The 22,731-nt window shown below is 68.4% G+C and carries 17 protein-coding genes; 7 read left to right on the top strand and 10 right to left on the bottom strand.

The window, feature by feature from the left end; genetic code table 11:
* The first annotated feature begins 250 nt into the window (after window positions 1–250).
* Genes FHP25_RS23565 through FHP25_RS23580 form a run of 4 tightly spaced genes read left to right on the top strand, consistent with a single transcriptional unit; the run spans window position 251 to window position 3,563 of the window.
* Entirely contained in the window at window positions 251–1,120 is an 870-nt protein-coding gene (locus FHP25_RS23565; protein ID WP_147849418.1) for a branched-chain amino acid ABC transporter permease, read from the top strand.
* A 3-nt stretch (window positions 1,121–1,123) separates the two neighbouring features.
* Window positions 1,124–2,080, top strand: coding sequence for a branched-chain amino acid ABC transporter permease (locus tag FHP25_RS23570; RefSeq protein WP_147849419.1), 957 nt, complete (start codon window positions 1,124–1,126; stop codon window positions 2,078–2,080).
* On the top strand, window positions 2,077–2,850 hold the full coding sequence (locus FHP25_RS23575) for an ABC transporter ATP-binding protein (protein WP_147849420.1): 774 nt from the start codon (window positions 2,077–2,079) through the stop codon (window positions 2,848–2,850). The genes FHP25_RS23570 and FHP25_RS23575 overlap by 4 nt, the downstream gene beginning before the upstream one ends.
* Complete coding sequence (locus FHP25_RS23580; RefSeq protein ID WP_147849421.1) at window positions 2,847–3,563, top strand: ABC transporter ATP-binding protein; 717 nt, start codon at window positions 2,847–2,849, stop codon at window positions 3,561–3,563. Before FHP25_RS23575 ends, FHP25_RS23580 begins: the two co-directional genes overlap by 4 nt.
* Before the next feature lie 205 nt (window positions 3,564–3,768).
* Here the strand turns inward: FHP25_RS23580 and FHP25_RS23585 are convergent, their stop codons facing one another.
* The 6 genes from FHP25_RS23585 to FHP25_RS23610 all read right to left on the bottom strand — a co-directional run bounded on the left by FHP25_RS23585 (window position 3,769) and on the right by FHP25_RS23610 (window position 12,285).
* Entirely contained in the window at window positions 3,769–4,665 is an 897-nt protein-coding gene (locus FHP25_RS23585) for an NAD(P)-dependent oxidoreductase (RefSeq protein ID WP_178133735.1), read from the bottom strand.
* Between the two features lie 117 nt (window positions 4,666–4,782).
* Complete coding sequence (locus FHP25_RS23590; protein ID WP_218578539.1) at window positions 4,783–6,258, bottom strand: MmgE/PrpD family protein; 1,476 nt, start codon at window positions 6,256–6,258, stop codon at window positions 4,783–4,785.
* 153 nt (window positions 6,259–6,411) lie between these two features.
* Window positions 6,412–7,896: an FAD-dependent tricarballylate dehydrogenase TcuA gene (tcuA, locus tag FHP25_RS23595; RefSeq protein ID WP_147849424.1), complete on the bottom strand. Its 1,485-nt coding sequence runs from the start codon at window positions 7,894–7,896 to the stop codon at window positions 6,412–6,414.
* A 172-nt stretch (window positions 7,897–8,068) separates the two neighbouring features.
* A complete protein-coding gene (locus tag FHP25_RS23600; RefSeq protein ID WP_147849425.1) occupies window positions 8,069–9,334 on the bottom strand; it encodes an RNA polymerase sigma factor in 1,266 nt (421 codons plus the stop codon).
* A gap of 671 nt (window positions 9,335–10,005) precedes the next feature.
* Entirely contained in the window at window positions 10,006–11,286 is a 1,281-nt protein-coding gene (locus FHP25_RS23605) for an LLM class flavin-dependent oxidoreductase (RefSeq protein ID WP_147849426.1), read from the bottom strand.
* A gap of 39 nt (window positions 11,287–11,325) precedes the next feature.
* Window positions 11,326–12,285, bottom strand: a complete 960-nt coding sequence (locus tag FHP25_RS23610) for an alpha/beta hydrolase (RefSeq protein ID WP_147849427.1) — start codon at window positions 12,283–12,285, stop codon at window positions 11,326–11,328.
* A 324-nt stretch (window positions 12,286–12,609) separates the two neighbouring features.
* On the opposite strand from FHP25_RS23610, the gene FHP25_RS23615 reads away from it, so the two are divergent.
* Window positions 12,610–14,547, top strand: a complete 1,938-nt coding sequence (locus tag FHP25_RS23615; RefSeq protein WP_147849428.1) for a sigma-54-dependent Fis family transcriptional regulator — start codon at window positions 12,610–12,612, stop codon at window positions 14,545–14,547.
* A 21-nt stretch (window positions 14,548–14,568) separates the two neighbouring features.
* Here FHP25_RS23615 and FHP25_RS23620 read toward each other — a convergent pair whose 3' ends face one another.
* Window positions 14,569–17,814 carry an efflux RND transporter permease subunit gene (locus FHP25_RS23620; protein ID WP_147849429.1) on the bottom strand — a complete coding sequence of 1,082 codons (3,246 nt, stop codon included), beginning with the start codon at window positions 17,812–17,814 and terminating at the stop codon, window positions 14,569–14,571.
* A 290-nt stretch (window positions 17,815–18,104) separates the two neighbouring features.
* Window positions 18,105–19,262, bottom strand: coding sequence for an efflux RND transporter periplasmic adaptor subunit (locus FHP25_RS23625; protein WP_178133736.1), 1,158 nt, complete (start codon window positions 19,260–19,262; stop codon window positions 18,105–18,107).
* A gap of 138 nt (window positions 19,263–19,400) precedes the next feature.
* Between FHP25_RS23625 and FHP25_RS23630 the strand changes: the two genes are divergently transcribed.
* The gene (locus tag FHP25_RS23630; protein WP_178133737.1) at window positions 19,401–20,072 is read left to right on the top strand and encodes a TetR/AcrR family transcriptional regulator; all 672 of its coding nucleotides are present in this window, start codon (window positions 19,401–19,403) and stop codon (window positions 20,070–20,072) included.
* 39 nt (window positions 20,073–20,111) lie between these two features.
* Here the strand turns inward: FHP25_RS23630 and FHP25_RS23635 are convergent, their stop codons facing one another.
* On the bottom strand, window positions 20,112–20,861 hold the full coding sequence (locus FHP25_RS23635) for an SDR family NAD(P)-dependent oxidoreductase (RefSeq protein ID WP_147849432.1): 750 nt from the start codon (window positions 20,859–20,861) through the stop codon (window positions 20,112–20,114).
* 160 nt (window positions 20,862–21,021) lie between these two features.
* Here FHP25_RS23635 and FHP25_RS23640 point away from each other — a divergent pair, with 160 nt between their 5' ends.
* Window positions 21,022–21,945: an AAA family ATPase gene (locus FHP25_RS23640; protein ID WP_147849433.1), complete on the top strand. Its 924-nt coding sequence runs from the start codon at window positions 21,022–21,024 to the stop codon at window positions 21,943–21,945.
* A gap of 332 nt (window positions 21,946–22,277) precedes the next feature.
* Here FHP25_RS23640 and FHP25_RS23645 read toward each other — a convergent pair whose 3' ends face one another.
* Entirely contained in the window at window positions 22,278–22,709 is a 432-nt protein-coding gene (locus FHP25_RS23645; RefSeq protein ID WP_331461700.1) for an endonuclease domain-containing protein, read from the bottom strand.
* Between the last annotated feature and the right edge of the window lie 22 nt (window positions 22,710–22,731).

The raw sequence follows: 22,731 nt of genomic DNA on the forward strand, positions 1-22,731 counted from the left end.
GCGGTCAGCCCGAGCGTGTGCAGCTTAATCCTTCCCCCGGAGGGGGAAGGTGCCCCGAAGGGGCGGATGGGGGATGTTTGAACGAATTCGCTGATCCTAAGCCACATCGAATCCGTTGCAACATCCCCCTTCCGGCGCTTCGCGCCACCTTCCCCCTCCGGGGGAAGGAAAAGATCGCAAGCTCCGAGCGAGCGTGGTGATGCTCGCTGTGCCCGGGATGACAGCCGTTATCTGACACAAGGCGACGCCAATGGACTACCCGACGCTCCTGGCGCAGGCCACGGTGAACGGCCTCGTCATCGGCACGATGTACATGCTGATGGCCGTAGGCTTCACCCTGGTGTTCGGAATCATGCGCGTGGTCAACTTCGCGCATGGCGAATTCTACATGCTGGGCACGTTCGTGGCGTTCTTCACGTACGCCCAATGGGAGCTGCCCTTCATCGTTGCGCTGGCTGCGGCGGCATTGTGCATCGGCATCCTGGGCGCGCTGGTGGAGCGCGCCGTCATACAGCCGTTCCGCACCGATGAGCTGTCCGGCATGATCGCCACGCTCGCGGTCTCGGTGATCATCCAGAACGGCGCCGTGCTGGCCTGGGGGCCGACGCCGCGCTCGATGCCCAATGTCATCGACGGCGTCCTGACCATCGGCCCCTTCACCTTCCCGTGGTCGCGGCTGCTGGTGATCGCGGCTGCGGCGCTGATCTTCGCGGCGTTCTGGTTCTTCATCCAGCGCACCCGGATCGGGCGGGCCATGCGCGCGGTCGCGCAGGATACCGAGACCGCGCTCATCCAGGGAATCCGCGTCAATACCATCTACCCGATCGCCTTCGGCATGAGCGTGGCGCTGGCGGCCCTGGCGGGTGCGCTGATGGCGCCGATCTTCTCGGTATCGCCGTTCGTGGGCCTGACGCCGATGCTGAAGGCCTTCGTGGTCGTGATCCTGGGCGGGCTGGGCTCCGTGCCCGGCGCCGTGGTCGGCGGCCTGCTGCTGGGCCTGATCGAGAGCTTCACGGCGACCCTGTTCGGCTCGCTGGTGGCCGATATCCTGCAGCTGCTGCTGGTGATCCTGATCCTGCTGGTGCGGCCCTGGGGCCTGCTCGGCCAGAAGGAGGCGTAGGCGATGTCCCGCAAGACCCTGGGATACGCCGCGGCGGCCGCCGGGCTTGTGCTGGCGATCGCCGTGCCGCAGCTCACGGCCAATCAGTTCTACCTGCACCTCGCGAACCTGGCGCTGCTCAACGCCATCTTCGCGATGAGCCTGGGGCTGATCGCGGCTGTCGGGCAGCTTTCGCTGGGCCATGCCGCCTTCGCGGCCATCGGCGCCTATCTCTCGGCCCTGGGCGCCATGCAGCTCAAGATCCCGCCCATCCTGGGCATCGTGCTGGCCGGCCTGGTCACCGGGCTGCTGGCGGCGGCGCTCGGCCGGGTCATCCTGCGCCTGCGTGGCGTCTATTTCGTGCTGGTCACGTTCCTTGTCGGTCAGGTCTGCACGCTGGTGGCGCTGAACTGGGAAAGCGTGACGCGCGGCGCCAACGGCCTGGTGGGCATCCCGCCCATCAGGGTGTTCGATCAGGCGCTGGGCTCGCGGGCATATTTCTACTACGCCGCGCTCACGGCCTTCGCGACCGTCTTCGTTTTCATCTGGGCGCTGATGCGCTCGCAGTACGGCCGTGCCTTCCGCTCGATCGCCGAGAACATCCAGCTGGCCGAATCGAGCGGCATCGACACCAGCCGCTACCAGGTGATCGCTTTCGCGCTCGGCAGCGGTATCGCCGGCGCTGCCGGCGCCGCCATGGCGCACTACATCCGCTACATCTCGCCCGATACGTTCACCTTCCACGACTCGGTGGCCTACATCACCATGCTGGTCGTCGGCGGGCGCCAGACATTGGTCGGCGGCGTGCTGGGCGCCGCGTTCCTGACGCCGCTGCCGGAGCTGCTGCGCGGCCTGGAGGGCGTTCAGCACATCATCTACGGCGCCATCCTGCTGGGTGTGCTGCTGTTCCTGCCTGGCGGCCTGGCCTCGATCGGCAAGCGCGTCCTGCGGCGCAAGAAGGGCGTGGAGACGCCGACATGAGCGCGCTGCTGGAGGTCGAGCAGCTGAGCCGCCGCTTCGGTGGCCTGAACGCCCTGAGGAATGTCACCTTCTCGGTGAAGGCCGGCGAGATCGTCGGCCTGATCGGCCCCAACGGCGCCGGCAAGACCACGTGCTTCAACGTGGTCAGCGGCGTGCTGCCGCCGTCGGATGGCAGCATCCGCTTCAAGGGCCGCAGCATCGTGGGCATGAAGCCCAGCGCCGTTGTGGCTGAAGGCCTGGTGCGCACATTCCAGGCGACCACCGTGTTCCCGGCCGCGTCCGTGCTCGAGAACGTCATGCGCGGCGCCTTTGCGCGCACGCCGGTGTCGCTGATCGGCTCGGTCTTCAACACCCGCGCCGCGAGGGATGTGCTGGCGGCGGCCCGGGAGCGCTGCGAAGGGCTGCTCGACCGTCTGGCGCTGGCCCGCTTCAGGGACCAGCCCGCGGGCGAGCTGCCCTATGGCTACCAGCGGCGCCTGGGCGTGGCCATCGCGCTGGCCGCCGAGCCGCAGCTGCTGATGCTCGACGAGCCGGTCGCCGGCCTCAACCCCGAGGAATCGGCTGAAATGGGCCGCCTGATCGAGACGGTGCATGAGACAGAGAACGTCACCGTGCTGCTGGTCGAGCATCACATGCGGCTGGTGATGGGCATCTGCGATCGCATCGTGGTGCTCGATCACGGCGAGAAGATCGCCGAGGGCCTGCCGGCGGAGATCCGCGCCGACCGCAAGGTCATCGAGGCCTATCTCGGCACCGAGGATGTGACATGACCGGCGCGCTGCAGATCCGCGACATCCACGTCGCGTACGGCCCGCGCATCGCGCTCAGCGGCGTCAGCCTCGACGTCGCGCCGGGCCGGATCGTGGCGCTGGTCGGAGGCAACGGCGCCGGCAAGACCAGCACCCTGCGCGCAATCATGGGGCTGCGCCCGCCGAGCCGGGGAGAGATCGTGTTCGACGGCACGCGGATCGACCGCCTGGCGCCGCCGGACATCGTGGCGCGCGGCATCGCCCTGTCGCCCGAGGGCAGGCGTGTGTTCCCGCGCATGACCGTGCACGACAACCTGCTGCTGGGCGGCTACCTGCAGCGCGACAACGCCGTCCTGCATGCCGGCGTCGAGCGCATGTTCGAGCACTTTCCCAAGCTGCGGCAGCGGCGCGGCCAGCTCGCGGGCTCGCTGTCGGGCGGCGAGCAGCAGATGCTGGCCATCGCCCGCGCATTGATGGCGCAGCCGAAGGTCCTGCTGCTGGACGAGCCGTCGCTGGGGCTGGCGCCGATCATGGTGCAGGAGATCTCCCGGCTGATCGTGGCCATCAGCCGGGAGCAGGGGCTGTCGATCGTTCTGGTGGAGCAGAACGCCAACCTCGCGCTGCGCCTGTGCCATCACGCCTATGTGCTGGAGAACGGCCGCATTGCGCTGAGCGGCAGCGGCAGCGAGCTGGCGAAGAGCGAGTACGTCCAGCGCGCCTATCTCGGGGTGTAGCTTGCTCTCCTCTCCCCGCGCTCGCGGGGAGAGGAAGGGGCCCATGCCGAAGGCATGGGAAGGTGAGGGGTAGGAACGATCAAGCCATGCGGCAAAGAACAGGGACTGATCGCTCGTACCCCTCACCCTCCCATCGTGCTGCGCACGCTGGGCCCCTCCCTCTCCCCGCGCTCGCGGGGAGAGGTGTTGATGGTACGTCTACCGCTCACTTCTGGTTGCTGCCGTCGGCGCGAGCCCAGCGCTGGTACATCGCCAGCAGGGCGACGATGTCCTGGCCGCGGAAGCCTTCCGCCAGAGCCATGGCGTAGAGCTCGCGCACGGTCGAGGCGGTCGGTGTCGGCAGCCGCAGGCTGCGTCCCAGGTCGATGGCCAGGGCCATGTCCTTCTCGCCCAGCTCCATCTTGAAGCCGGGGTTGAAATCTCCCTTCAGCGCGTTGGGGAAGCGCTTGGTGAAGTGATGCGAGCGGCCGCCGCTCACCGACAGCACGTCGTAGAGCTTCTCGGGCTCGACGCCGGCTGCCACGCCCAGCGCAAAGGCCTCGGATGCGACCAGCACATTGCCCATCGACATCATGTTGTTGACGATCTTCACCACCTTGGCGGTGCCGACGCCGCCGGTGTGCTTCCAGTCGCTGCCCAGCAGCTTCAGCACCGGCTCGGCGCGGGCGAGATCCTTCGGTTCGCCGCCGGCGATCAGCACCAGCTTGCCGTTGCGCGCCTCGGCCGGGCTGCCGCTGACCGGGCAGTCGATCACGGCCACGTCGCGCTCGACCGCGGCAGCGGCGACATCGCGCATGGTCTGCGGGTCGATGGTGCTGAGCTCGATGCACAGGGTGCCGGGGGCGGCATGGGCGACGATGCCGTCCGAACCCAGCCAGGCCTCGCGCACGGCCTTGGGGTCGGGCAGGCTGGTCAGCACGATCGAGCGGCCGGCCAGCGCCTCCTTGATGCTGGCCGCCATGTGGAAGCCGGCGGCGGCCTGCCGGCTGCGCTGCTCGGCGCTGATGTCATAGCCGACGACATCATGGCCGGCTTCCTTCAGCCGGCCGGCCATGCCGGAGCCCATCTGTCCCATGCCAATGACGGCAATCAGCTCAGCCATCCTGTCCATCTCCTGAAAAGTTCGCTGTCATCCCGAGCGCAGCGAGGGATCTCCCGAGGGTGGAGACTCCGTGCGCGGGAGATCCCTCGCTGCGCTCGGGATGACAGTCCGTAGCTTCTACGGCACCCAAGTCGTCTCTGGCGCATCGTACGCGTCATGGCGCGCGAACGACACCCGCCCGGCGTGCGGTCTGTCATGCAGCCGGCTCACTGCAGCCAGCTGCGTGACCTGGCCGATGTCGGCGGCGCTGTCCAGCGTCTCCAGGCGCTCGAACAGCGGCGCGATCTGCTCCCGTGGCAGGGCACGGGCGGCGCAGTCGCTGAACTTCTCCCACAGCTCGTCCGATGTCATGGGGTTGTCGCCGCCGCGTCCGACCAGGTTGTCGACACGGCGCGCCAGGCGTCGGCCATCCTTCAGCGTGACGATGACCTCGGCGCCCCATTGCGCCGGGGCGTCATCGGCCATGTCCGGATGCGGGCGTGCCTCGGTCACGGCCAGCAGCCGCGTGACCGCCGGCTCGAGATGAGCCTCGCCCTCGAAATCCTTGAGCCGCACCGTGCCGTCGAGCAGGGCACGCACGACGGCATACTGCACGCTGAACTTGGCCTGCAGGCTGGTCTTGGGCTGCGGTGTGTTGGTGTGCCGCAGCCGCCGGCCGTGCGGCAGGACCTCGATACGCGCCACGTCCTCGGCGCGGATCGCCGCGTCGCGCGCCAGCGCCAGCATCATCATGATCGCCGGGTGCGTGCTGCCGCAGCAGGGGAACTGCTTCAGGGCAATCGACTCGTGCTCGACCTCCAGCGGCGCGCCCCAGTCGGCCAGCGCCTTTTCGGCATCGAACAGCCCGGGGCCGTTGAAGACGTTGAAGAAGCCCTGGTGATGCTCGAAAACCCCGGGATTGGCGTCGAAGCCGCCCTCGGCCAGCAGGGTCGCCATCAGGCCGTTGCGGCCGCACTGGCCGATATGCAGCGGCTTGGTCATGGTGCCGAAATTGGCCTTCAGCCCGCTCGACAGCGAGGCTGCGATGGCCAGCGACAGGGCCGTGCGCCGTGCATCCAGGCCCAGCAGATGCGCCGTCGCCGCGGCGGCGCCGATCGTGCCCAGGGTCGATGTCGGGTGCCAGCCCTTGTCGTAGTGATGGAAGTTCACCGCGCGCGACAGGCGGATCTCGGTCTCGACACCCACCAGGTAGGCCAGCATGAGCTGCTGGCCGGAGACCTTGCGTTCCTCGCCCAGCGCGAACAGCGCCGCGACCAGCGGTACCGACTGGTGGCCACCCAGCAGCCCGCTGAAATCGTCATAGTCCAGCGCATGCGAGGCGGTGCCGTTGACAAGGGTGGCGTCGAGCGCGCTGGTGCGCTGGTCGGTGCCGAAGATGACGGCGTCGCCCGGCGCGGTGGCGATGCCCGGCGTCTGCAGCAGCACTTGGGTGCAGGGCTCGGGAACGCCGGCCAGGGTGACGGCAATGGTGTCGATGATGGCCGTGCGCGCCTGCGCCAGCGCCCGCACGGTCGCGGCCTTGGCGTGGAAGCCGCAGATCTTCTCGGCCAGGCGGGCCGCAAGCGGCGGGGTGGGATCGGGCATGTCGGTCATGGACTTCCCCTCCATTCAGGCGCTGACGTTGCTGGCGACGGGTCGGACCGCGTCGCTCCAGCGACGCTCATGGACAATCGTCGGAAAGAGCGCCGCTGGAGCGGCGCGGTCCCAGCCGTCACCAGGATTGTCGGTGACTGGAACATGCTGTCGCTACCGTGCGGCCAACGCCGCGTTGCGTCCGGCGATGCGGCCGAAGGTGGCGCCGGCCACCAGGCCCGTACCGGCCGGATAGTTGTCGTAGAACAGTCCGCCCACCATCTCGCCGCAAGCGTAGAGGCCCGGTATCGGGCGCCAATCCGTGCCCATGACCTGCGCGCCCTCGGTGATCTTCAGGCCGCCGAAGGTGAAGGTGATGCCGCCGGTGGCGCTGTAGGCGTAGTAGGGCGGTTGGTCCAGCCGCAGCGCCCAGTTCGTCTTTTCGGGGTCCAGGCCGCGCGTGGCCAAGCCATCCTTGCGCGTGGGGTCGAAGCCCTGGTCGGCATCGCATGCCGCCTTGTTGTAGTCCGCCAGCGTCCGCAGCGCCTGCGCCTTGTCGTCGATATCGAGCTGCGCGATCAGGCTCTCCAGCGTGTCGGCGGTGATCGGCTTGCTGGTCTGGTAGCGCGGCTCCAGCAGATGCACGACCTTGGAGTCGAAGATCTGATAGGCCTTGGCGCCGGGCTCGGCGAGGATGGCGCGCCCGAACTTGGCGTAGGTGAACAGCGCCGTGTCCTCGCCCTCGTCGAGGAAGCGCCGGCCCCGCTTGTTCAGCATCACGCCATAGAGATAGCTCAGCCGGTTGCTGCGGTCGGTCATCTCGCGGGGCGCGAAATCGCCCCAGTCGGCGCTGATCGGCGTCGCATGGCAGCCGGCCCACTGGCCCCAGGGCATGGCGCCGATCGCCATCGCCATGCGCAGCCCGTCGCCCTGGTTGTGCGGCGTGCCGCGCACCTTCGCCTGGCCGATGAGCGGCCCGATGTGCTGGGTGCGCATCTGCACGTTGGCCTCGAAGCCGCCGCAGCCCAGCACGATGCTGCGCGCGGTGTAGGTCTGCAGGCCGTCGGCATCGCGCACCTTTACGCCGCTCACGGCACCGCGCTCGTCGAGCAGCAGCTCGACGGCGGCGGCGCCGTAGCGCACGGCGATGCCCATCCTCTCGGCGGTCGAGAACCAGCTGCGCGACAGGCCGACGCCTTCGTGCTCGGCGCGCACGACCAGGCCGCGCGCCCAGACCATCACGTTGCCCTTGCGCACGGCCGACAGCGTGATGGCCGGCTCCATCTTGATGCGTCCCGTCTGGTGCATCCAGAACACGGTGTCCTTGGAGTTGTCGACCAGCAGACGCGAGAGGACCGGATCGGTGCGGCCGTTGGTGACCCGCATCAGGTCACCGTGGAAGTCGGCGCGGGTGTAGGGCGCGATGCCGTCGTAGAAATTCTCGTACTGGCTCTCGGCCTCCGGCACCAGTGGCGCGATCTCGCGCGGCTCGTCGAAGGCGAAGCGCAGCACGCCGCCGCTCCAGTGGGTGTTGCCGCCGCGCATCTCGCGCGGCGCCTTCTCCAGCACTACCACGCGCGCGCCGTTCTCCCGCGCCGAGACCGCGGCAGCCAGCGCCGCATTGCCCGCCCCAACCACAATGACGTCGAAATCGTTCACCGGTCGTCCCCTGCGATGGAAGGCAATGCCGCAGTATCGCGCGATCCGGCGGCGGCCAACACTCGCAGACGACCTATCAACTGTCAACAGTTAGCAGTTTGGTGGTCATCGGTCGGGCCGCGCCGCTCCAGCGGCGCGGCCCGACCAAAAAGTGCCGCGCTCCCCGCTACGCTCAACCGGCATCGCCGGGCTTCTGGCTGTCGCGCATGAGGCGGTCGATATGCAGCCGGATATGCGCGGCTTCCGCCGCGGTGTTGGCCAGCGCGATGGCGCGGTCGAAGGCCTCGCGGGCCTCGTCGTTGCGGCCGAGCTGCATCAGCAGCGCGCCCTTGGCGCCGAAGAAATGGAAATAGCCGTCCAGCCGGGACGCCAGCGGCTCGATCATGGCCAGCGCCGCGGCCGGACCGCGCACCTTGGCGACGGCCACGGCCCGGTTCAGCGTGATCACGGGCGAGGGCAGCAGCGCTTCCAGCACGGCGTAGAGGCGGTCGATCTCGGCCCAATCGGTGTCCGTCGGCCGGGCGGCGCGGGCATGCACCGCGGCGATGGCCGCCTGCACCTGGTAGGGACCGGGGCGCCGATGGCGCAGCGCCTTCTCGACCAGCACCAGGCCTTCGGCGATCAGGCTGCGGTTCCAGCGGCGCCGGTCCTGGTCCTCCAGCAGCACGATGGCGCCATCCGAGTCGAGCCGGGCCGGCGCGCGTGCATGCTGCAGCAGCAGCAGGGCGGTGAGGCCCATCACCTCGGTCTCGCCGGGAAAGAGACGCAGCAGCAGGCGTGCCAGCCGGATCGCCTCCTCGCACAGCGGCACCCGCACATGCACGTCGCCGCCACTGGCCGAATAGCCCTCGTTGAACAGCAGGTAGATCATGGCGCTGACGGCGGCGAGCCGCTCGACGCGCTCGGGCGCGCCCGGCGTCTCGAACGGGACGTCGGCCGCCGCCACGCGGCGCTTGGCACGGGTGATGCGCTGCTCCATGGCGCTCTCGCTCACCAGGAAGGCGCGCGCGATCTCCTTGACCGACAGGCCCGACACGACGCGCAGCGCCAGCGGGATCTGCTGGGTCGCCGGCAGGTCGGGATGGCAGCAGATGAACAGCAGGCGCAGCACGTCATCGCGATAATGCGATGCATCCAGCCGCTCGGCGGCATCGGCCTCGGCATCGTCCAGGTCGGAGATCAGCTCGTCCGGCGGCAGCGCCTGCTGTTTGGTGCGCCGGCGCAGCTCGTCCAGCGTGACGTTGCGGCCGACGAAGATCAGCCAGGCGGTGGGATCGCGCGGCGGGCCTTTCTCGGGCCACGTCTTCAGCGCCCGCAGGCACGCTTCCTGGAACGCCTCCTCGGCGGCATCGAGGTCGCGGAAATACCGCAGCAGGGCGCCGACGGCCTGGGGACGCGCCGACGTCAAGGCACTGTCGATCCACGCCAGGTCGGTCACGCGCCGCTGCTCCCGGGATCGGACGACAGCAGCGGCGGGACGCCGACGTCGAGCTTCCCGGATGCGATCAGCGTCTGCGCCACTGCCCTGAACCCGTCCATGAGCGTGTCTTCCTCTTGCCTGGCCCGACTAGCAGCTGGGAGCGGTGACACACCTGTCATCCCGAGCGCAGCGAGGGATCTTCGGCGAATGGCGCACTGTGCGCCCCTCGCGGGAGATCCCTCGCTGCGCTCGGGATGACGGTGGCGCTCACCTTCCAGCGAGCTGGCATCAGGGACCACAGCTTGCAGACTGTAGCAGAGGATTGCGTTGGGCATGGCCATTCCTTCGTCCTTCGCTCCAAGGACGACGGCATGGGGCCGACTCCGACAACGCGGTTGGAGAATTTGCCGCTTGTCATCCCGAGCACAGCGAGGCAGGGCATTCGCATCTGCCCCTACCGTCATCCCGAGCGTAGCGAGGGATCTCCCGCGAATTGCGCACCGTGCGCCTTGCCGCAGGAGATCCCTCGCTGGCGCTCGGGATGACAGCGAGGGGTATGCGAATGCCCTGCCCCTCCGGGGGAAGATTAAAATCACGCTCGGGATGACAGAACGTGCCGCACGGCGCTGCGTCCGTGCCCGGGAGCCAGAGCCCTTCCACGCTTGGAGGGAAGGGCTCCGCGATAGCCGCTACACCTTCTCGGGGGCGCGTGCCTTGGTCTCCGTCGAGCGGAAGGCCGGGATGATGTGCTTGGCGAACATCTCGATCTGGCGCATCTCCTCGTCCCACGACATGAAGCCCTGGTCGAAGAACCAGCCGAACCATTCGAGCTCGCCCTTGCCGCCGATCGTGTGCAGCGCCTCGATCTCGGCCTTCACTTGGTCGACCGTGCCGGCCAGCGCGTATTTCACCTTGCGCATCCGCTCCAGCGTCCACTCCGACTGCGGCAGGAGCGCGGGAGCGGGATATTTCGTAAGATCCTCCTGCGTGCGGAACGCCTCCCAGAACCCGAAGCCGCCGAAATAGGCGTTGAAGCCGGCATAGTTCGTGTCGCGCAGCAGCTGTACGGCCTCGGCCTCGGTGCGCCCGAAATGGACGGCGCGGAAGGCGCCCACGCTCTCGCCCAGGCCCAGCGTGCGCCCGGCCTGGCCGGCGACCTCCTGGTAGACCTGGCACAGGCGCTGGAAGTCGGGCGGGTTGGCGACCAGGATCCACGGCACGATGCTGGACTGCGCCGTGTAGCGGATCGTGTTCTCGCTCACCGAGAAGGGCTGGAACAGGGGCGGGTGCGGCTGCTGATAGGGGCGGGGCACGACGCAGATCTTGCGGATCACGCCCTTGTCGTCGATCTCGCCCGGCGCGCCGTACTTGCGGGTCCACTCATGGACCGGCCAGCGCGTGATGCCTTCCTTGTAGGGGTAGGGCACCTTGTAGTACTCGCCGTCATAGTCGAAGGCTTCCTCGGTCCAGGCTTTCTTGATGACCTTCAGCGTCTCCTCGTAGACCTTGCGGTTGTGGTTGTCGATCGACGAGCCGTCCATCGGCGCGCCGGTGACGTGGTATTGCTGGCCGAGCACGTTGACCCAGCGGTCCTGGTAGCCGCGCGCGAAGCCGGCGTACATCCGTCCCTTGGTCAGGTGGTCCAGCACCGCCAGCTCTTCCGCCGCCCGCATCGGATCCCATGACGGCAGCACCAGCCCCAGCGGCGAGAACTTGATGCGCTTGGTGCGCGCGGCAAGGTCGGCGTAAAGCAGCAGCGGCGCCACCGAGGTCTCGTAGCCCTCCGAATGGAAGTGGTGCTCGGTGGTCGCGAAGACGTCGAAGCCGACGTCGTCGGCGAACACGGCAAGCTTGCGCAGCTCGTCGAGCATCTGCTGGTAGCGTTCGTTGTTGCGGCCGATCGGGCGCAGCCGCTCACGGTCCGCCAGGGTGCCCGGCACCGTCGGCAGAACGAACAGCATGAACTTCATGGTGTTTCCTCCTCTGCATTGAGCCGTGACGTGACGCGCTCAGCCGGCGCGCCGCGCGGTTGTCCTGGCGTCCTCGCGTGAGGACATTTCGCCCAGCCCCAGCTTCGGGCGGACCCACGCCGCGAGCCGCTCGATGGCGTCGTCGGCTTCGGGTGCTGCGCCAGCGAGGAAGTGGTAGACGTGCTGCATGTGCGGCTCGGTCTCCAGCGTGACCGCGACGCCGGCGCGGCGCGCCACGTCGGCGAGATTGCGGCTGTCGTCGAGCAGGGTCTCGTCGCCGCCGACCTGGATCAGCATGGGCGGCAATCCCTTGAGATCGCCCAGCAGCGGATTGGCCAGCGGGTCCTTGCGGTTGCCGCCTTCGCCCAGGAACGTGCCGGCCATCACCAGGACGATATCTCGCTGCACCAGGGCATCGCGCTCGCGATTGGACTCGAATGTCGGCGACGTCGCCTCCATGTCGAGCCAGGGCGACAGCGGCATGGTCGCGGCCGGCATCGGCAGCCCGCGCTCGCGCGCGCGCAGCAGCGTGGTGACGGCCAGTCCGCCGCCTGCCGAATCGCCGGTGAAGGCGATGTGGCCGGGCTCGATGCCCTGATCGAGCAGCCAGCGATAGGCCGTCGTCGCATCGTCGACCGGGGCGGGATGCACATGCTCCGGCGCGCGGCGATAGTCCAGGATCAGCGCGCGGCAGCCGATCGCCTTGGCGAAATGGCCGTACACCTTGCGGTGCGAGTACATCGACCCGGTGACGTAGCCGCCGCCATGCGTGCATTGCAGGACGCGATCCTGCGCGCATCCCTTGGGCACGGCCCAGAGCGCCGGCACGCCGCCGGCATCGACCTCGATGTAGTCGACTCCGCCGGGCTCGGCGGTGACGTCACCCCAGTGGTCGAACAGACGCCGCAGCTCGTCCAGCGGCATCGTCGGATTCTTCGCCAGCGAATCGGACCAGTGTCGATAGAGCGATTTCAATGCTTCGGATTGCGGGCTTGGCATGGGCGTCCTCCGGGTATCGCCGCATCACGCACATGACGGGCGTTGCCGAAAGCGCACGGCAAGGTCCATGCCATGCGCCGATGCCGGGAAAACCCAGCCGATTGCGTGACGGACACCGTGCGACGCGACAGGTGTGCTGTCTCAACTGTTGCAGATTGAGACACCGTGGCGTCGTTTACCGATGCGCGCGTTGTGCTACGGTTCACGGTCGCCATCGTCCGTGCAGGCGTGATTGCGTATCGGTGAAGCGACTTGCATCGGCGTGGCTGGCGCCAACGCAAAGAGGCATGCCTTTGAAGGCAGGTCCACGGGAGGAACGCGGTCATGCGTGGCGTTCCGCGTCAGGAGCTGTACACGCGCGAATATTTCCGTGATGTCGGTCGCGCGTGGGAGCGCTTTCTCAGCGCCTGTCCGATCGACGGATCGGGCGTGCGCAACGTCGTTCTGGAATCATGGGCGCGTTGCCGCCGGCAAGGCGTCGACCCGCATCGCCGCGCCGCGCCGGTCACGGTCGATGGCGATGCGCTGGCGCGGTTCTACGACCAGAACGGCCGGCTGTACGATGCGATCAAGACCTGCATGGCGCCGGCCGTCGACCAGCTCGCCGGCACCGGCATGGTGCTGATCACCAGCGACGCGCGCGGCACGTTGCTGACGGCCGACGGCGATCCGCCGCTGGCCGATCAGATGGTGGCCAACCGCATCATGCCCGGCGCATGCTGGGGCGAGGGCCATGGCGGGACGAACGCCGTCGGCACGGCGCTGACCCTGGGACGGCCGGTGCAGATCCTGGCACAGGAGCATTTCTGCGAGGCGGGCAAGCCATGGAGCTGCAATGCCGGTCTGATCCGTGACCCGGTCGACGGGCGCATCCTGGGTGTGGTCGACGTGACAGGCCCCAACAACATGATGGTCCTGCATGCCGGGCCGCTGGTGGCCACGCTGGTGAACCGGATCCAGTCGCACATCCTGATGCAGGAGACCGCCGAGCGCTGCCGGCTGATCGAGATGTTCCATGAGGAAGCCGGACGTGGCGAGGCCGTGATCCTCTGCGATGCGCGCGGGCGCGTCGTCAAGGCGACCTCGGACGCAGGCGCGATCCTGGACAGGCTGGGTTGCGCGATACAGTTGCAGCCGGCGGCAGCGATTCCGGGCCTCAGCGCCGATGTCATCGACAGCCCGACGCTTCGCGGCCTGCCCGAATGGATCAGGGCGGATTGGCTGACACCATTGCGGGTCGATGGCCGCTGCATCGGCGTGCTGCTGCGCCTGCCGCTGCCGGCGCGCGCATCGACGCCGTCCGCGGCGACCATTGTGCCCGCCTTCAGGCCGATCGCCGAGGCGTCGCCGTCACTGGCGCCGCTGCTGCGCCAGGCGGAGATCTTCGCGGCGCAGAAGGTGCCGATCCTGCTGGAGGGTGAGACCGGGACCGGCAAGGACATGTTGGCGCGTGCCATCCACGCCGCCAGCCCCATGGCCGCCGGGCCTTTCGTCGCGCTCAACTGTGCCGCCTTGCCCAAGGAGATCCTGGCCAGCGAGCTGTTCGGCCATGCCGAGGGCGCCTTCACCGGCGCGCGGCGCGGCGGCGCCAAGGGCAAGCTCGAGCATGCGCATGGCGGCACCTTGTTCCTCGACGAGATCGGCGACATGCCGCTGGAGCTGCAGCCCTACCTGCTGCGCGTGCTGGAGGAGAAGACGGTGTGCCGTCTGGGCGAAGCGACGCCGCGGCGCATCGACGTGCGGGTGGTCGCAGCCAGCCACAGGCCGCTGGCGCAGGAGATCGCCGAAGGCCGCTTCCGTGCCGACCTGCGCTATCGCCTCGATGTCGCGAGCCTCACGCTGTCGCCGTTGCGCGATCGGGCGGCCGACATTCCGCATCTGGCGCGGGCCCTGCTGCGCCGCATCGCTGCCGACGCCGGGCAAGATCTGCGCCTCGACGAGCCGGTGATGGATGTGTTCCGCCGGTATCACTGGCCCGGCAACGTGCGCGAGCTGCGCAACGTGCTCGAGCGCATGGCGCTGCTGGCGCCGCACGGCGTCCTGCAGTGGCAGCACCTGCCGCCGGCGCTGCTGGATGGCGCCGCCCCGCGCCCGAGCGATACCGTGCCGGCAGCATCCATGACGCTGAAATCGGCGGAGCAGCAGATGGTCCTGGCGGCGCTGCAGAACGAGGGCGGCAACGTCAGTCATGCGGCACGCGCGCTCGGCATTTCGCGCGCCACGCTGTATCGCCGGCTCCTGTCCTATGGCGTCCAGCCCTGAGCGCGGCGTGGCGGGGTGCTGCTATTCCGCCGCGGCCGCCGTGGCCGGCGCCAACGGAACATCGGCCGGCAGCGTTGCTGCCTGGCGCGCGTCCGGCTTCCTGACCCTGAACCAGGCGGCGTAGAGCGCCGGCAGGAACAGCAGGGTGAGCGCCGTGGCTACCAGCAGGCCGCCCATCAGCGCGATTGCCATCGGTCCCCAGAACACCGAGCGCGAGAGCGGCACCATGGCGAAGATCGCCGCCGCCGCCGTCAGCAGGATCGGCCGGGCGCGGCGCACGGTGGCGTCGATGATGGCATCCCAGGGGCTGTGGCCGGCGGCGATGTCCTGGTCGATCTGGTCGACCAGGATCACCGAGTTGCGCATGATCATGCCCGACAGCGCGATCACGCCCAGCAGCGAGACGAAGCCGAAGGCGGCGTCGAAGGCGAGCAGGAACAGCGACACGCCGATCAGGCCCAGCGGCGCCGTCAGCAGCACCAGCGCCACGCGCGAGAAGCTCTGCAGCTGCAGCATCAGGAAGGTCAGCATCAGCAGCAGCATCAGCGGCATCAGGGCGAAGATCGAGCGCTGGCTCTTGGCGCTTTCCTCCTGATCGCCGCCGATGTCGATGCGGTAGCCGGGCGGCAGCGCCGCGCGCACCGGCGCCAGCGCCTTGTCGATCTGCGCCGTCACATCGGGGCCCTGGACCCCGTCGATGACCATGGCGCGCACCGTCATCAAGGTCTCCTTGTTGCGGCGCCAGAGGATCGGCTCCTCGAGCTGCGGCACCAGGCGCGCCACCTGCGACAGCGGCACCGGCCCGTTGGCGCCGCGCACCGTGACGCTGTCGAGCCCGTCGAGGCTCAGCCGCTCGGCCGCGACAGCGCGGGCCACGACGTCGATCGACTCGTCGCCCTCGCGGTATTGCGTGACGGTGACGCCCGACAGCAGCGTGTTCAGCGCCGTGGCGAGGTCCTGCGGGTTGACGCCCAGCGCGCGGGCCTTGGCGTGGTCGATATCCAGCCGCACCGACTTGCCCAGCTCGAACCAGTCGAAATTGATGTCGCGCGTGCTGGGATTGGCCTTGAACACCTCGCGCACCTGGCCGGCGATGCGGCGGATCTCCTGCGGGTCGGCACCCAGCACGCGGAACATCACCGGATAGGCGGTGGGCGGTCCGTTTTGCAGCCGCTGCACGCGCGCATGCACGGCCTCGAAGTCGCCGGCGAACAGGCTGTCCATCTCCTTGATCAGCGCCTCGCGGGCCTCGATGCCTTTGGTGACGACCACGACCTGGCCGAAGTTGCTGTTGCGCAGCTCGGGCACGGTCGGCAGGTAGAAGCGCGGCGAGCCGGCGCCGATATAGGAGACGTAGGTCGACACCTTGTCGTTGCGCGCCAGCCAGTCCTCGAAGCGGCGCACCTCGCCGTCGGTGGCCGCGTAGGAGGATTGCTGCGCCAGCTTCAGGTCGATGATCAGCTCCGGCCGCGCCGCCAGCGGGAAGAACTGCTTCTGCACGAACTGGAAGGCGAACAAGGCGCCCACGAAGGCCGCGCCGGTCACGCCGATCGTGAGCCAGCGATGGCCGATGCACCAGGCCACGACCCGCCGGAACGCCCGGTACAGCCGCGTGTCGTAGGGATTGTGGTGCCCTTCCTTCCCCCGGAGGGGGAAGGTGCCCGAAGGGCGGAAGGGGGATGTTGGGTCATCTTCCACTGTACGGGCTGATATCGAATCCGCTCGAACATCCCCCTTCCGGCGCTTCGCGCCACCTTCCCCCTCCGGGGGAAGGGCGTGCCGCGCCGGCAGCAACCGATACCCGATCAGCGGCGTGAACAGCACGGCCACGAACCACGACACCACCAGAGCGATGGCCGTGACCCAGAAGATGGCGTTGGTGTATTCGCCGGCGCTCGACTTGGCGAAGCCCACCGGCACGAAGCCGGCGGCGGTCACCAGGGTGCCGGTCAGCATCGGGAAGGCCGTCGAGGTGTAGGCGAAGGTGGCAGCCTCGAAACGGCTTTTGCCTTCCTCCAGCTTCACCAGCATCATCTCGACGGCGATGATGGCGTCGTCCACCAGCAGCCCCAGCGCGATGATCAGCGCCCCCAGCGAGATGCGGTGGAAGTTGATGCCCATGATCTCCATCACCGTGAAGGTGATGGCCAGCACCAGCGGCACCGACAGCGCCACGACGATGCCGGTGCGCAGGCCCAGGCTCAGGAAGCTCACCGCCAGCACGATCGCCAGCGCCTCGGCCAGCGATGTGGCGAACTCCGAGAACGAGCTGTCGACCACGGCCGGCTGGTTGGCGACCTTGTGCACCGTGACGCCCACCGGCAGCTCGGCCTGGATGCGCGCCATCTCGGCGTCGAGCGCCTTGCCCAGGGTGGTGATGTCGCCGCCGCTGGCCATCACGATGCCCAGCCCGGTCACCGGCTTGCCCATATAGCGCATGGAGAAGGCGCGCGGATCGACATAGCCGCGCTTGACCTGGGCGATGTCGCCCAGGGTGAGCGTGCGGCCGCCGGCCTCGATCGGGATGCGGGCGAGCGCCTCGGGCGTGGCCGGCGCGCCGTCGACGCGCACGGCCACGCGCGCGGAGGCGCCCTCGACCACGCCCGCCGGCACGACATTGTTCTGCTTCTGAACCGCGTCGATCACCTGCTGCACACTCAGGCCGAGCATGGCGAGCTTGGCGTGCGAGAACTCGAGGTAGATGCGCTCATCCTGGGTGCCGAACAAATCGGCCTTCACCACATCGCGCACCCGCAGCAATCGCAGGCGCGCCGCCTTCACCATCTCCTTCAGCTCGGCATCGCTGAAGCCGTCGGCCTCGAAGGCCCAGATCAGCGAATAGGTGTCGCCGTACTCGTCGTTGAAGGAAGGGCCCAGCACGCCCTGCGGCAGCGTGCTGCGGATATCGCCGATCTTCTTGCGCACCTGGTACCACAGGTCGGGCACCTGCCGGGGTGGCACGTCGTCACGCAGCGAGACGAAGATCACCGTCTCGCCGGGCTTGGTGTAGCTGGTGACGTTGTCGAAGAACGGCAGCTCCTGCAGCTTGGTCTCGATCTTGTCGGTGACCTGCAGCTGCATCTGCGGCGCCGTCGCGCCAAGCCATTGCGCCGACACCACCATCTGCTTGATGGTGAAGGGCGGGTCCTCGGCGCGGCCGAGGCTGAAATAGGAGAAGATGCCTGCGACGCTCAGCGCCACCATGAAGAAGATGGTGAGCGCGCGATGCTGCAACGCCCAGCGGCTGAGATTGAAGCGGTCGGTCATGGCGGGTTCAACCCTGTCACTGACTGTCATCCCGAGCGCAGCGAGGGATCTTTGGATACAGGGGCACCCTGCGCTACTCGCGGGAGATTCCTCGTTGCGCTCGGAGCCTGTGATCTCTTCCTTCCCCCGGAGGGGGAAGGTGGCGCGAAGCGCCGGAAGGGGGATGTTCGAATGGATTCGATGTGGCTTAGGACCATCGAATTCGCTCGAGCATCCCCCTTCCGCCCCTTCGGGGCACCTTCCCCCTCCGGGGGAAGGATTAAGCCACACACCTCTCGGGATGACGTGAATCAGCCGCCGGCCTGGTTGCGGGCGAGGCTTGTGCCGGCCGGGCGGGGCGTGACGCGCTGGCCGGCATCGAGCTTGTGCACGCCAGCCGTGACCACCAACTCGCCATCGCTCACGCCGGCGGCGATCAAGGCCGTGTCGTCGCGCCAGCGCAGGATGGTGACGGGGCGCAGCGCGACGGCGCCGGTGGCGGGATCGACCACCCACACGGCCGGCGCGGCGCCCTGCTGGAAGATCGCCGTGATCGGCAGCTCGGCCACGCGCTCGTCGGAGCGGCGCTCCAGGGCCAGGGTCGCGGTCATGCCCAGCGCCGTCACCGGCGGGCGCTCAAGCAGGGCAAAGCGCGCGGCATAGGTCCGGGTCGCCGGATCGGCGGCGGGCGCCAGCTCGCGCAGCCGCGCCTTGAAGCTGGCGCCCGGCTGCGCCCACAGCTCGAAGGCGACGTCCGTGGCCTCGCTCACGAAGCCCAGGCGCTGCTCGGGAATGTTGACCAGGATCTCCAGCTCTTCGGTGCGCGCCAGGCGTGCCACCTGCTGGCCGGCGGACACTACCTGGCCGACCTCCATGGAGAGGCCGGTCACGACGCCGGCGGCATCGGCCACCAGCGCGGCGTAGCCGAGATTGTTCTCGGCGGTGGCCAGCTGCGCGCGGGCCTGGTCGAGCCGTGCCTTGGCGGCATTGGCTGTCGACAGGCGCTGGTCGTAGGTCTGGGCGACGAAGGCGGCCGATCCGCGCAGGCCGGCATAGCGCTCCAGGTCGGCCCTGGCGCGCGCGTCCTCGGCCTCGGCCGCGACCAGCGCCGCGGCGGCGTTGTCGCGTGCCAGCCCCAGGTCGTTCGGGTCCAGCCGCGCCAGCACCTGTCCGGTGCTGACACGGGCCCCGACATCGACCTCGCGGGCGACGATCTTGCCGGCAACCCGGAAGCCCAGGTTGGTCTCAATCCGGGGCGTCACCACGCCGGCCAGGGTCATGCGTCTTGTTTCGGTGCGGAAGGCCACCGCCTGCACACGGGCGGGGCGGGGCGATGCAGCAGCGTCGGCCGTGGCCGGCGGCTTGCTGGCCGCCGCCGTCGTCGACCGCCACATCACGGCCCCGGCCGTGCCGCCGGCGATGGCCACGGCCGCCACCCCGACCAGCAGAAGGGTCCGTCGAATGCGCATCAGGGCTCCTCCTCGGCTCACCGATGGCGCAGCCATGCCGCCAGCGGTAAAATGACGCGACGCCTCGAATTCGATATGAACAGTGTTAACTTAGCAGTGATTACATACAAACGGGCGAGAGGGCGTCAAGGGGACGAAATGGGTTTTTCTAGCAAGGCGGCTGCGACAAAGACGCCTTCCCGCAAGGCGCGGGGCGAGGGCCACACACGGCGTGACGAGATCCTGGCAGCCGCCAAGGCGCTGTTCCTGGAGGAAGGAGTGCGCGCCACGACGATCCGGCGCATCGCCGAGCGCGTGGGGGTGTCGGCGCCGGCTTTGTATTTGTATTTCAAGGACAAGGACTCGATCCTGATCGAGCTGTGCGATCGCATCTTCGCGCGCCTGCTGGCCCGGCTGGAGGAGATCGAGCGCGAGCCGCTGCCGGCCGGCCAGCGCCTGCGGCGCATGGGCGAGGCCTATATCCGCTTCGGGCTGGAGCACCCCGACGAGTATCGGATCACGTTTCTCGAAGCCACGGCGCCGGAGCCAGTGCGCTTCACCGGGCATCGCACCGACACCAGCGACCTCAGCCGGCCCGGCGCCAAGGGCGCCCTGGTGTTCAGCAAGATCGTGCAGGTCTATGAGGCGGTGGCCAAGGAAGGCACCCGTCTGCCATACCCGCCGGTGACCTGCGCCGAGTTGAGCTTCCTGGCCTGCCATGGCCTGGTGGCGGCGCTGATCGCCGAGCCGGATTTCCCCTGGTCCGACCGCGAGACCCTGATCCGGGGCATGGTCGAGGCCAGCGTCCGCGGTGTCGTGCCGACGCTGTGATTCTTTTGGACCGCGCGCGTCCACGCGCGCGGTCCAAAATCAATACGTGGCGCGGCCGCCCGAGAGGTCGAAGACGGCGCCGGTGTTGAAGCTGCAGAGCGGCGAGGCCAGCCAGGTCACCATCGCGGCGGCTTCCTCGACCGTGGCGAAACGGCCCATCGGGATCTTCGACAGCATGAAGGCGATGTGCTGCTCGGTCATCTGCTTGAAGATGTCGGTCCTGATGGCCGCCGGACAGACGCAGTTGACCAGCACGCCGCTGGCCGCCAGCTCCTTGCCCAGCGACTTGGTGAGCCCGATCACGCCGGCCTTCGAGGCCGAGTAGGCCGAGGCGTTGGGGTTGCCTTCCTTGCCCGCGATCGAGGCGATGTTGACGATGCGGCCCCACTTGCGCGCCACCATGCCCGGGACGACGGCGCGGTTGCACAGGAAGAGGCCGACCAGGTTGACGTCGATGACCTGCTTCCACTCCGCCACGCCGTAGTCCGCCACGGTCTTGTTGGGGCCGGTGATGCCGGCGCTGGCGACCAGGATGTCGACCGGCCCCAGGGCCTTCTCGGTCTCGGCCAGGGCGCGGGTGACGTCGGCTTCCGACGTCACGTCCATGCCGATGCCGGCGCCGCGGGGCAGGGTTGCGGCGGCAGCGGTGGCTTCTGCCGCATCGCGGTCCCACAGCGCCACGCCGGCGCCGAGGCCGGCCAGGCTCTGCGCGCAGGCCAGGCCGATGCCGCGCGCGCCGCCGGTGACCACGGCGACCTTGCCCTTGAACGTATCGTCGTACATGCGCATTTCCCCCTGGCGTTGACCTCGGCGGCTGCGACCGACTGTAGCGGCTCTGCGATCGGTCCCGGAAGGGGGCATCGGGGCCGCGAAAACCGCATGGGCAAATCGTTGTGACAGCGCCACGGCCTCCGTTAATATCCGCCGCCCCATGATCATGAGCTTGTGAATGACCCGCCGGATTCCTGCTTCGATTGACGCCACGCTGGAGCTGCTGCGTGGCGGCGACTACGTCGCCGACCGCAGCCTCGCGACCGTCCTTTATCTGGCGCTGAAGCTGGGGCGGCCGCTGTTCACGGAGGGCGAGGCCGGCGTGGGCAAGACCGAGATCGCCAAGGTGCTGGCCCAGACCCTGGGCCGTCGCCTGATCCGGCTGCAGTGCTACGAAGGCCTCGATGCCGCTTCGGCGGTCTACGAGTGGAACTATGCCCGGCAGATGATCGAGATCCGTCTGGCCGAGGCGCAGGGCACGGTCGACCGCGACATGCTGGGCAACGACGTCTTCAACGAGCGCTTTCTGATCCGCCGGCCGCTTCTGGAGGCGCTGCAGCCGCAGCCCGAGGGGCCGCCGGTGCTGCTGATCGACGAGCTCGACCGCACCGACGAGCCGTTCGAGGCCTACCTGCTGGAGGTGTTGTCGGACTTCCAGGTCACGATCCCCGAGCTGGGCACGGTCAAGGCGCCGGAAGCGCCGATCGTGGTGATCACGTCCAACCGCACGCGCGAGATCCACGACGCGCTCAAGCGCCGCTGCTTCTATCACTGGGTCGACTATCCCGACGCGGCACGCGAGCAGCAGATCCTGGCGGTGAAGGCGCCCGGCGCGCCGGCGCGGCTGACGCGCCAGGTCGTGGGCTTCGTGCAGGAGCTGCGGCGCATGGACCTGTTCAAGGCGCCGGGCGTGGCCGAGTCGATCGACTGGGCCACGGCGCTCAGCGAGCTCAACGTGCTCGACCTCGATCCGCGCACCATCAACGACACGCTGGGCGTGCTGTTGAAGTACCAGGACGACATCCAGCGCCTGCAGGGCAGCGAAGCCGCCCAGATCCTGGAGCGCGTCAAGAGCGAGATGCTGGTCGGCCAGGCGGGGTGATGAGGAAATCGCTCCAATCCCATTCCTTCCCCCGGAGGCCAGGGCATTCGCATATGACCTCGCTGCCATCCCTCGCTACGCTCGGAGCTTGTGATCCTATCCTTCCCCCGGAGGGGGAAGGTGGCGCGAAGCGCCGGAAGGGGGATGTTGCAACGGATTCGATGTGGCTTAGGATCATCGAATTCGCTCAAGCATCCCCCTTCCGCCCCTTCGGGGCACCTTCCCCCTCCGGGGGAAGGATTAAGTCACACGCTCTCGGGATGAGGGGAGTGGCATATGCGCATGCCCTGCCTCGGAGGGGGAAGGTGCCCGAGGGGTGGAAGGGGGATGTTTCAACGCGTTCGGAGCGTTGGTGCGAGGTTCCTTCCGCCGCGTTTGGCGCGCAAGTCCTGCACGACGATCCAGATGGCGTCGACTACGGCAGCTGGGTCTCGCATGACGTCGGATGCCCAGAATCGAAGCACGTGAAAGCCGAGCGCTTCGAGCTGCCGCGTCCGGGCAGCATCATATGCTTCCTGTTCGACGTGCTGGCTGCCGTCAACTTCAACGATCAGCCGCTCGCGCAAGCACGCGAAGTCGGCGATGTATCGATCAATGGGCACTTGGCGGCGGAAGCGAAGTTCACCGCCGCGATAGTCGCGTACGGCGCGCCAGAGTACAGCTTCGGCTTCCGAAGGCACCCGGCGAAGGCGGGCAGCTGCAGACCGCGCAAAATCATTGGCTGTTGGTCTCATTGTCGGATAGGGCGCAACGGATTGCACCATCCCCCTTCCGGCGCTTCGCGCC

Source organism: Vineibacter terrae (genome assembly GCF_008039615.1).
GTDB lineage: Bacteria > Pseudomonadota > Alphaproteobacteria > Reyranellales > Reyranellaceae > Vineibacter > Vineibacter terrae.

Coding starts and splice junctions, on each gene's coding strand:
- FHP25_RS23565 (WP_147849418.1), top strand. CDS start 251: ATGGACTACCCGACGCTCCTGGCGCAGGCCACGGTGAACGGCCTCGTC.
- FHP25_RS23570 (WP_147849419.1), top strand. CDS start 1,124: ATGTCCCGCAAGACCCTGGGATACGCCGCGGCGGCCGCCGGGCTTGTG.
- FHP25_RS23575 (WP_147849420.1), top strand. CDS start 2,077: ATGAGCGCGCTGCTGGAGGTCGAGCAGCTGAGCCGCCGCTTCGGTGGC.
- FHP25_RS23580 (WP_147849421.1), top strand. CDS start 2,847: ATGACCGGCGCGCTGCAGATCCGCGACATCCACGTCGCGTACGGCCCG.
- FHP25_RS23585 (WP_178133735.1), bottom strand. CDS start 4,665: ATGGCTGAGCTGATTGCCGTCATTGGCATGGGACAGATGGGCTCCGGC.
- FHP25_RS23590 (WP_218578539.1), bottom strand. CDS start 6,258: ATGACCGACATGCCCGATCCCACCCCGCCGCTTGCGGCCCGCCTGGCC.
- FHP25_RS23605 (WP_147849426.1), bottom strand. CDS start 11,286: ATGAAGTTCATGCTGTTCGTTCTGCCGACGGTGCCGGGCACCCTGGCG.
- FHP25_RS23610 (WP_147849427.1), bottom strand. CDS start 12,285: ATGCCAAGCCCGCAATCCGAAGCATTGAAATCGCTCTATCGACACTGG.
- FHP25_RS23615 (WP_147849428.1), top strand. CDS start 12,610: ATGCGTGGCGTTCCGCGTCAGGAGCTGTACACGCGCGAATATTTCCGT.
- FHP25_RS23620 (WP_147849429.1), bottom strand. CDS start 17,814: ATGACCGACCGCTTCAATCTCAGCCGCTGGGCGTTGCAGCATCGCGCG.
- FHP25_RS23625 (WP_178133736.1), bottom strand. CDS start 19,262: ATGCGCATTCGACGGACCCTTCTGCTGGTCGGGGTGGCGGCCGTGGCC.
- FHP25_RS23630 (WP_178133737.1), top strand. CDS start 19,401: ATGGGTTTTTCTAGCAAGGCGGCTGCGACAAAGACGCCTTCCCGCAAG.
- FHP25_RS23635 (WP_147849432.1), bottom strand. CDS start 20,861: ATGCGCATGTACGACGATACGTTCAAGGGCAAGGTCGCCGTGGTCACC.
- FHP25_RS23640 (WP_147849433.1), top strand. CDS start 21,022: ATGACCCGCCGGATTCCTGCTTCGATTGACGCCACGCTGGAGCTGCTG.
- FHP25_RS23645 (WP_331461700.1), bottom strand. CDS start 22,709: ATGGTGCAATCCGTTGCGCCCTATCCGACAATGAGACCAACAGCCAAT.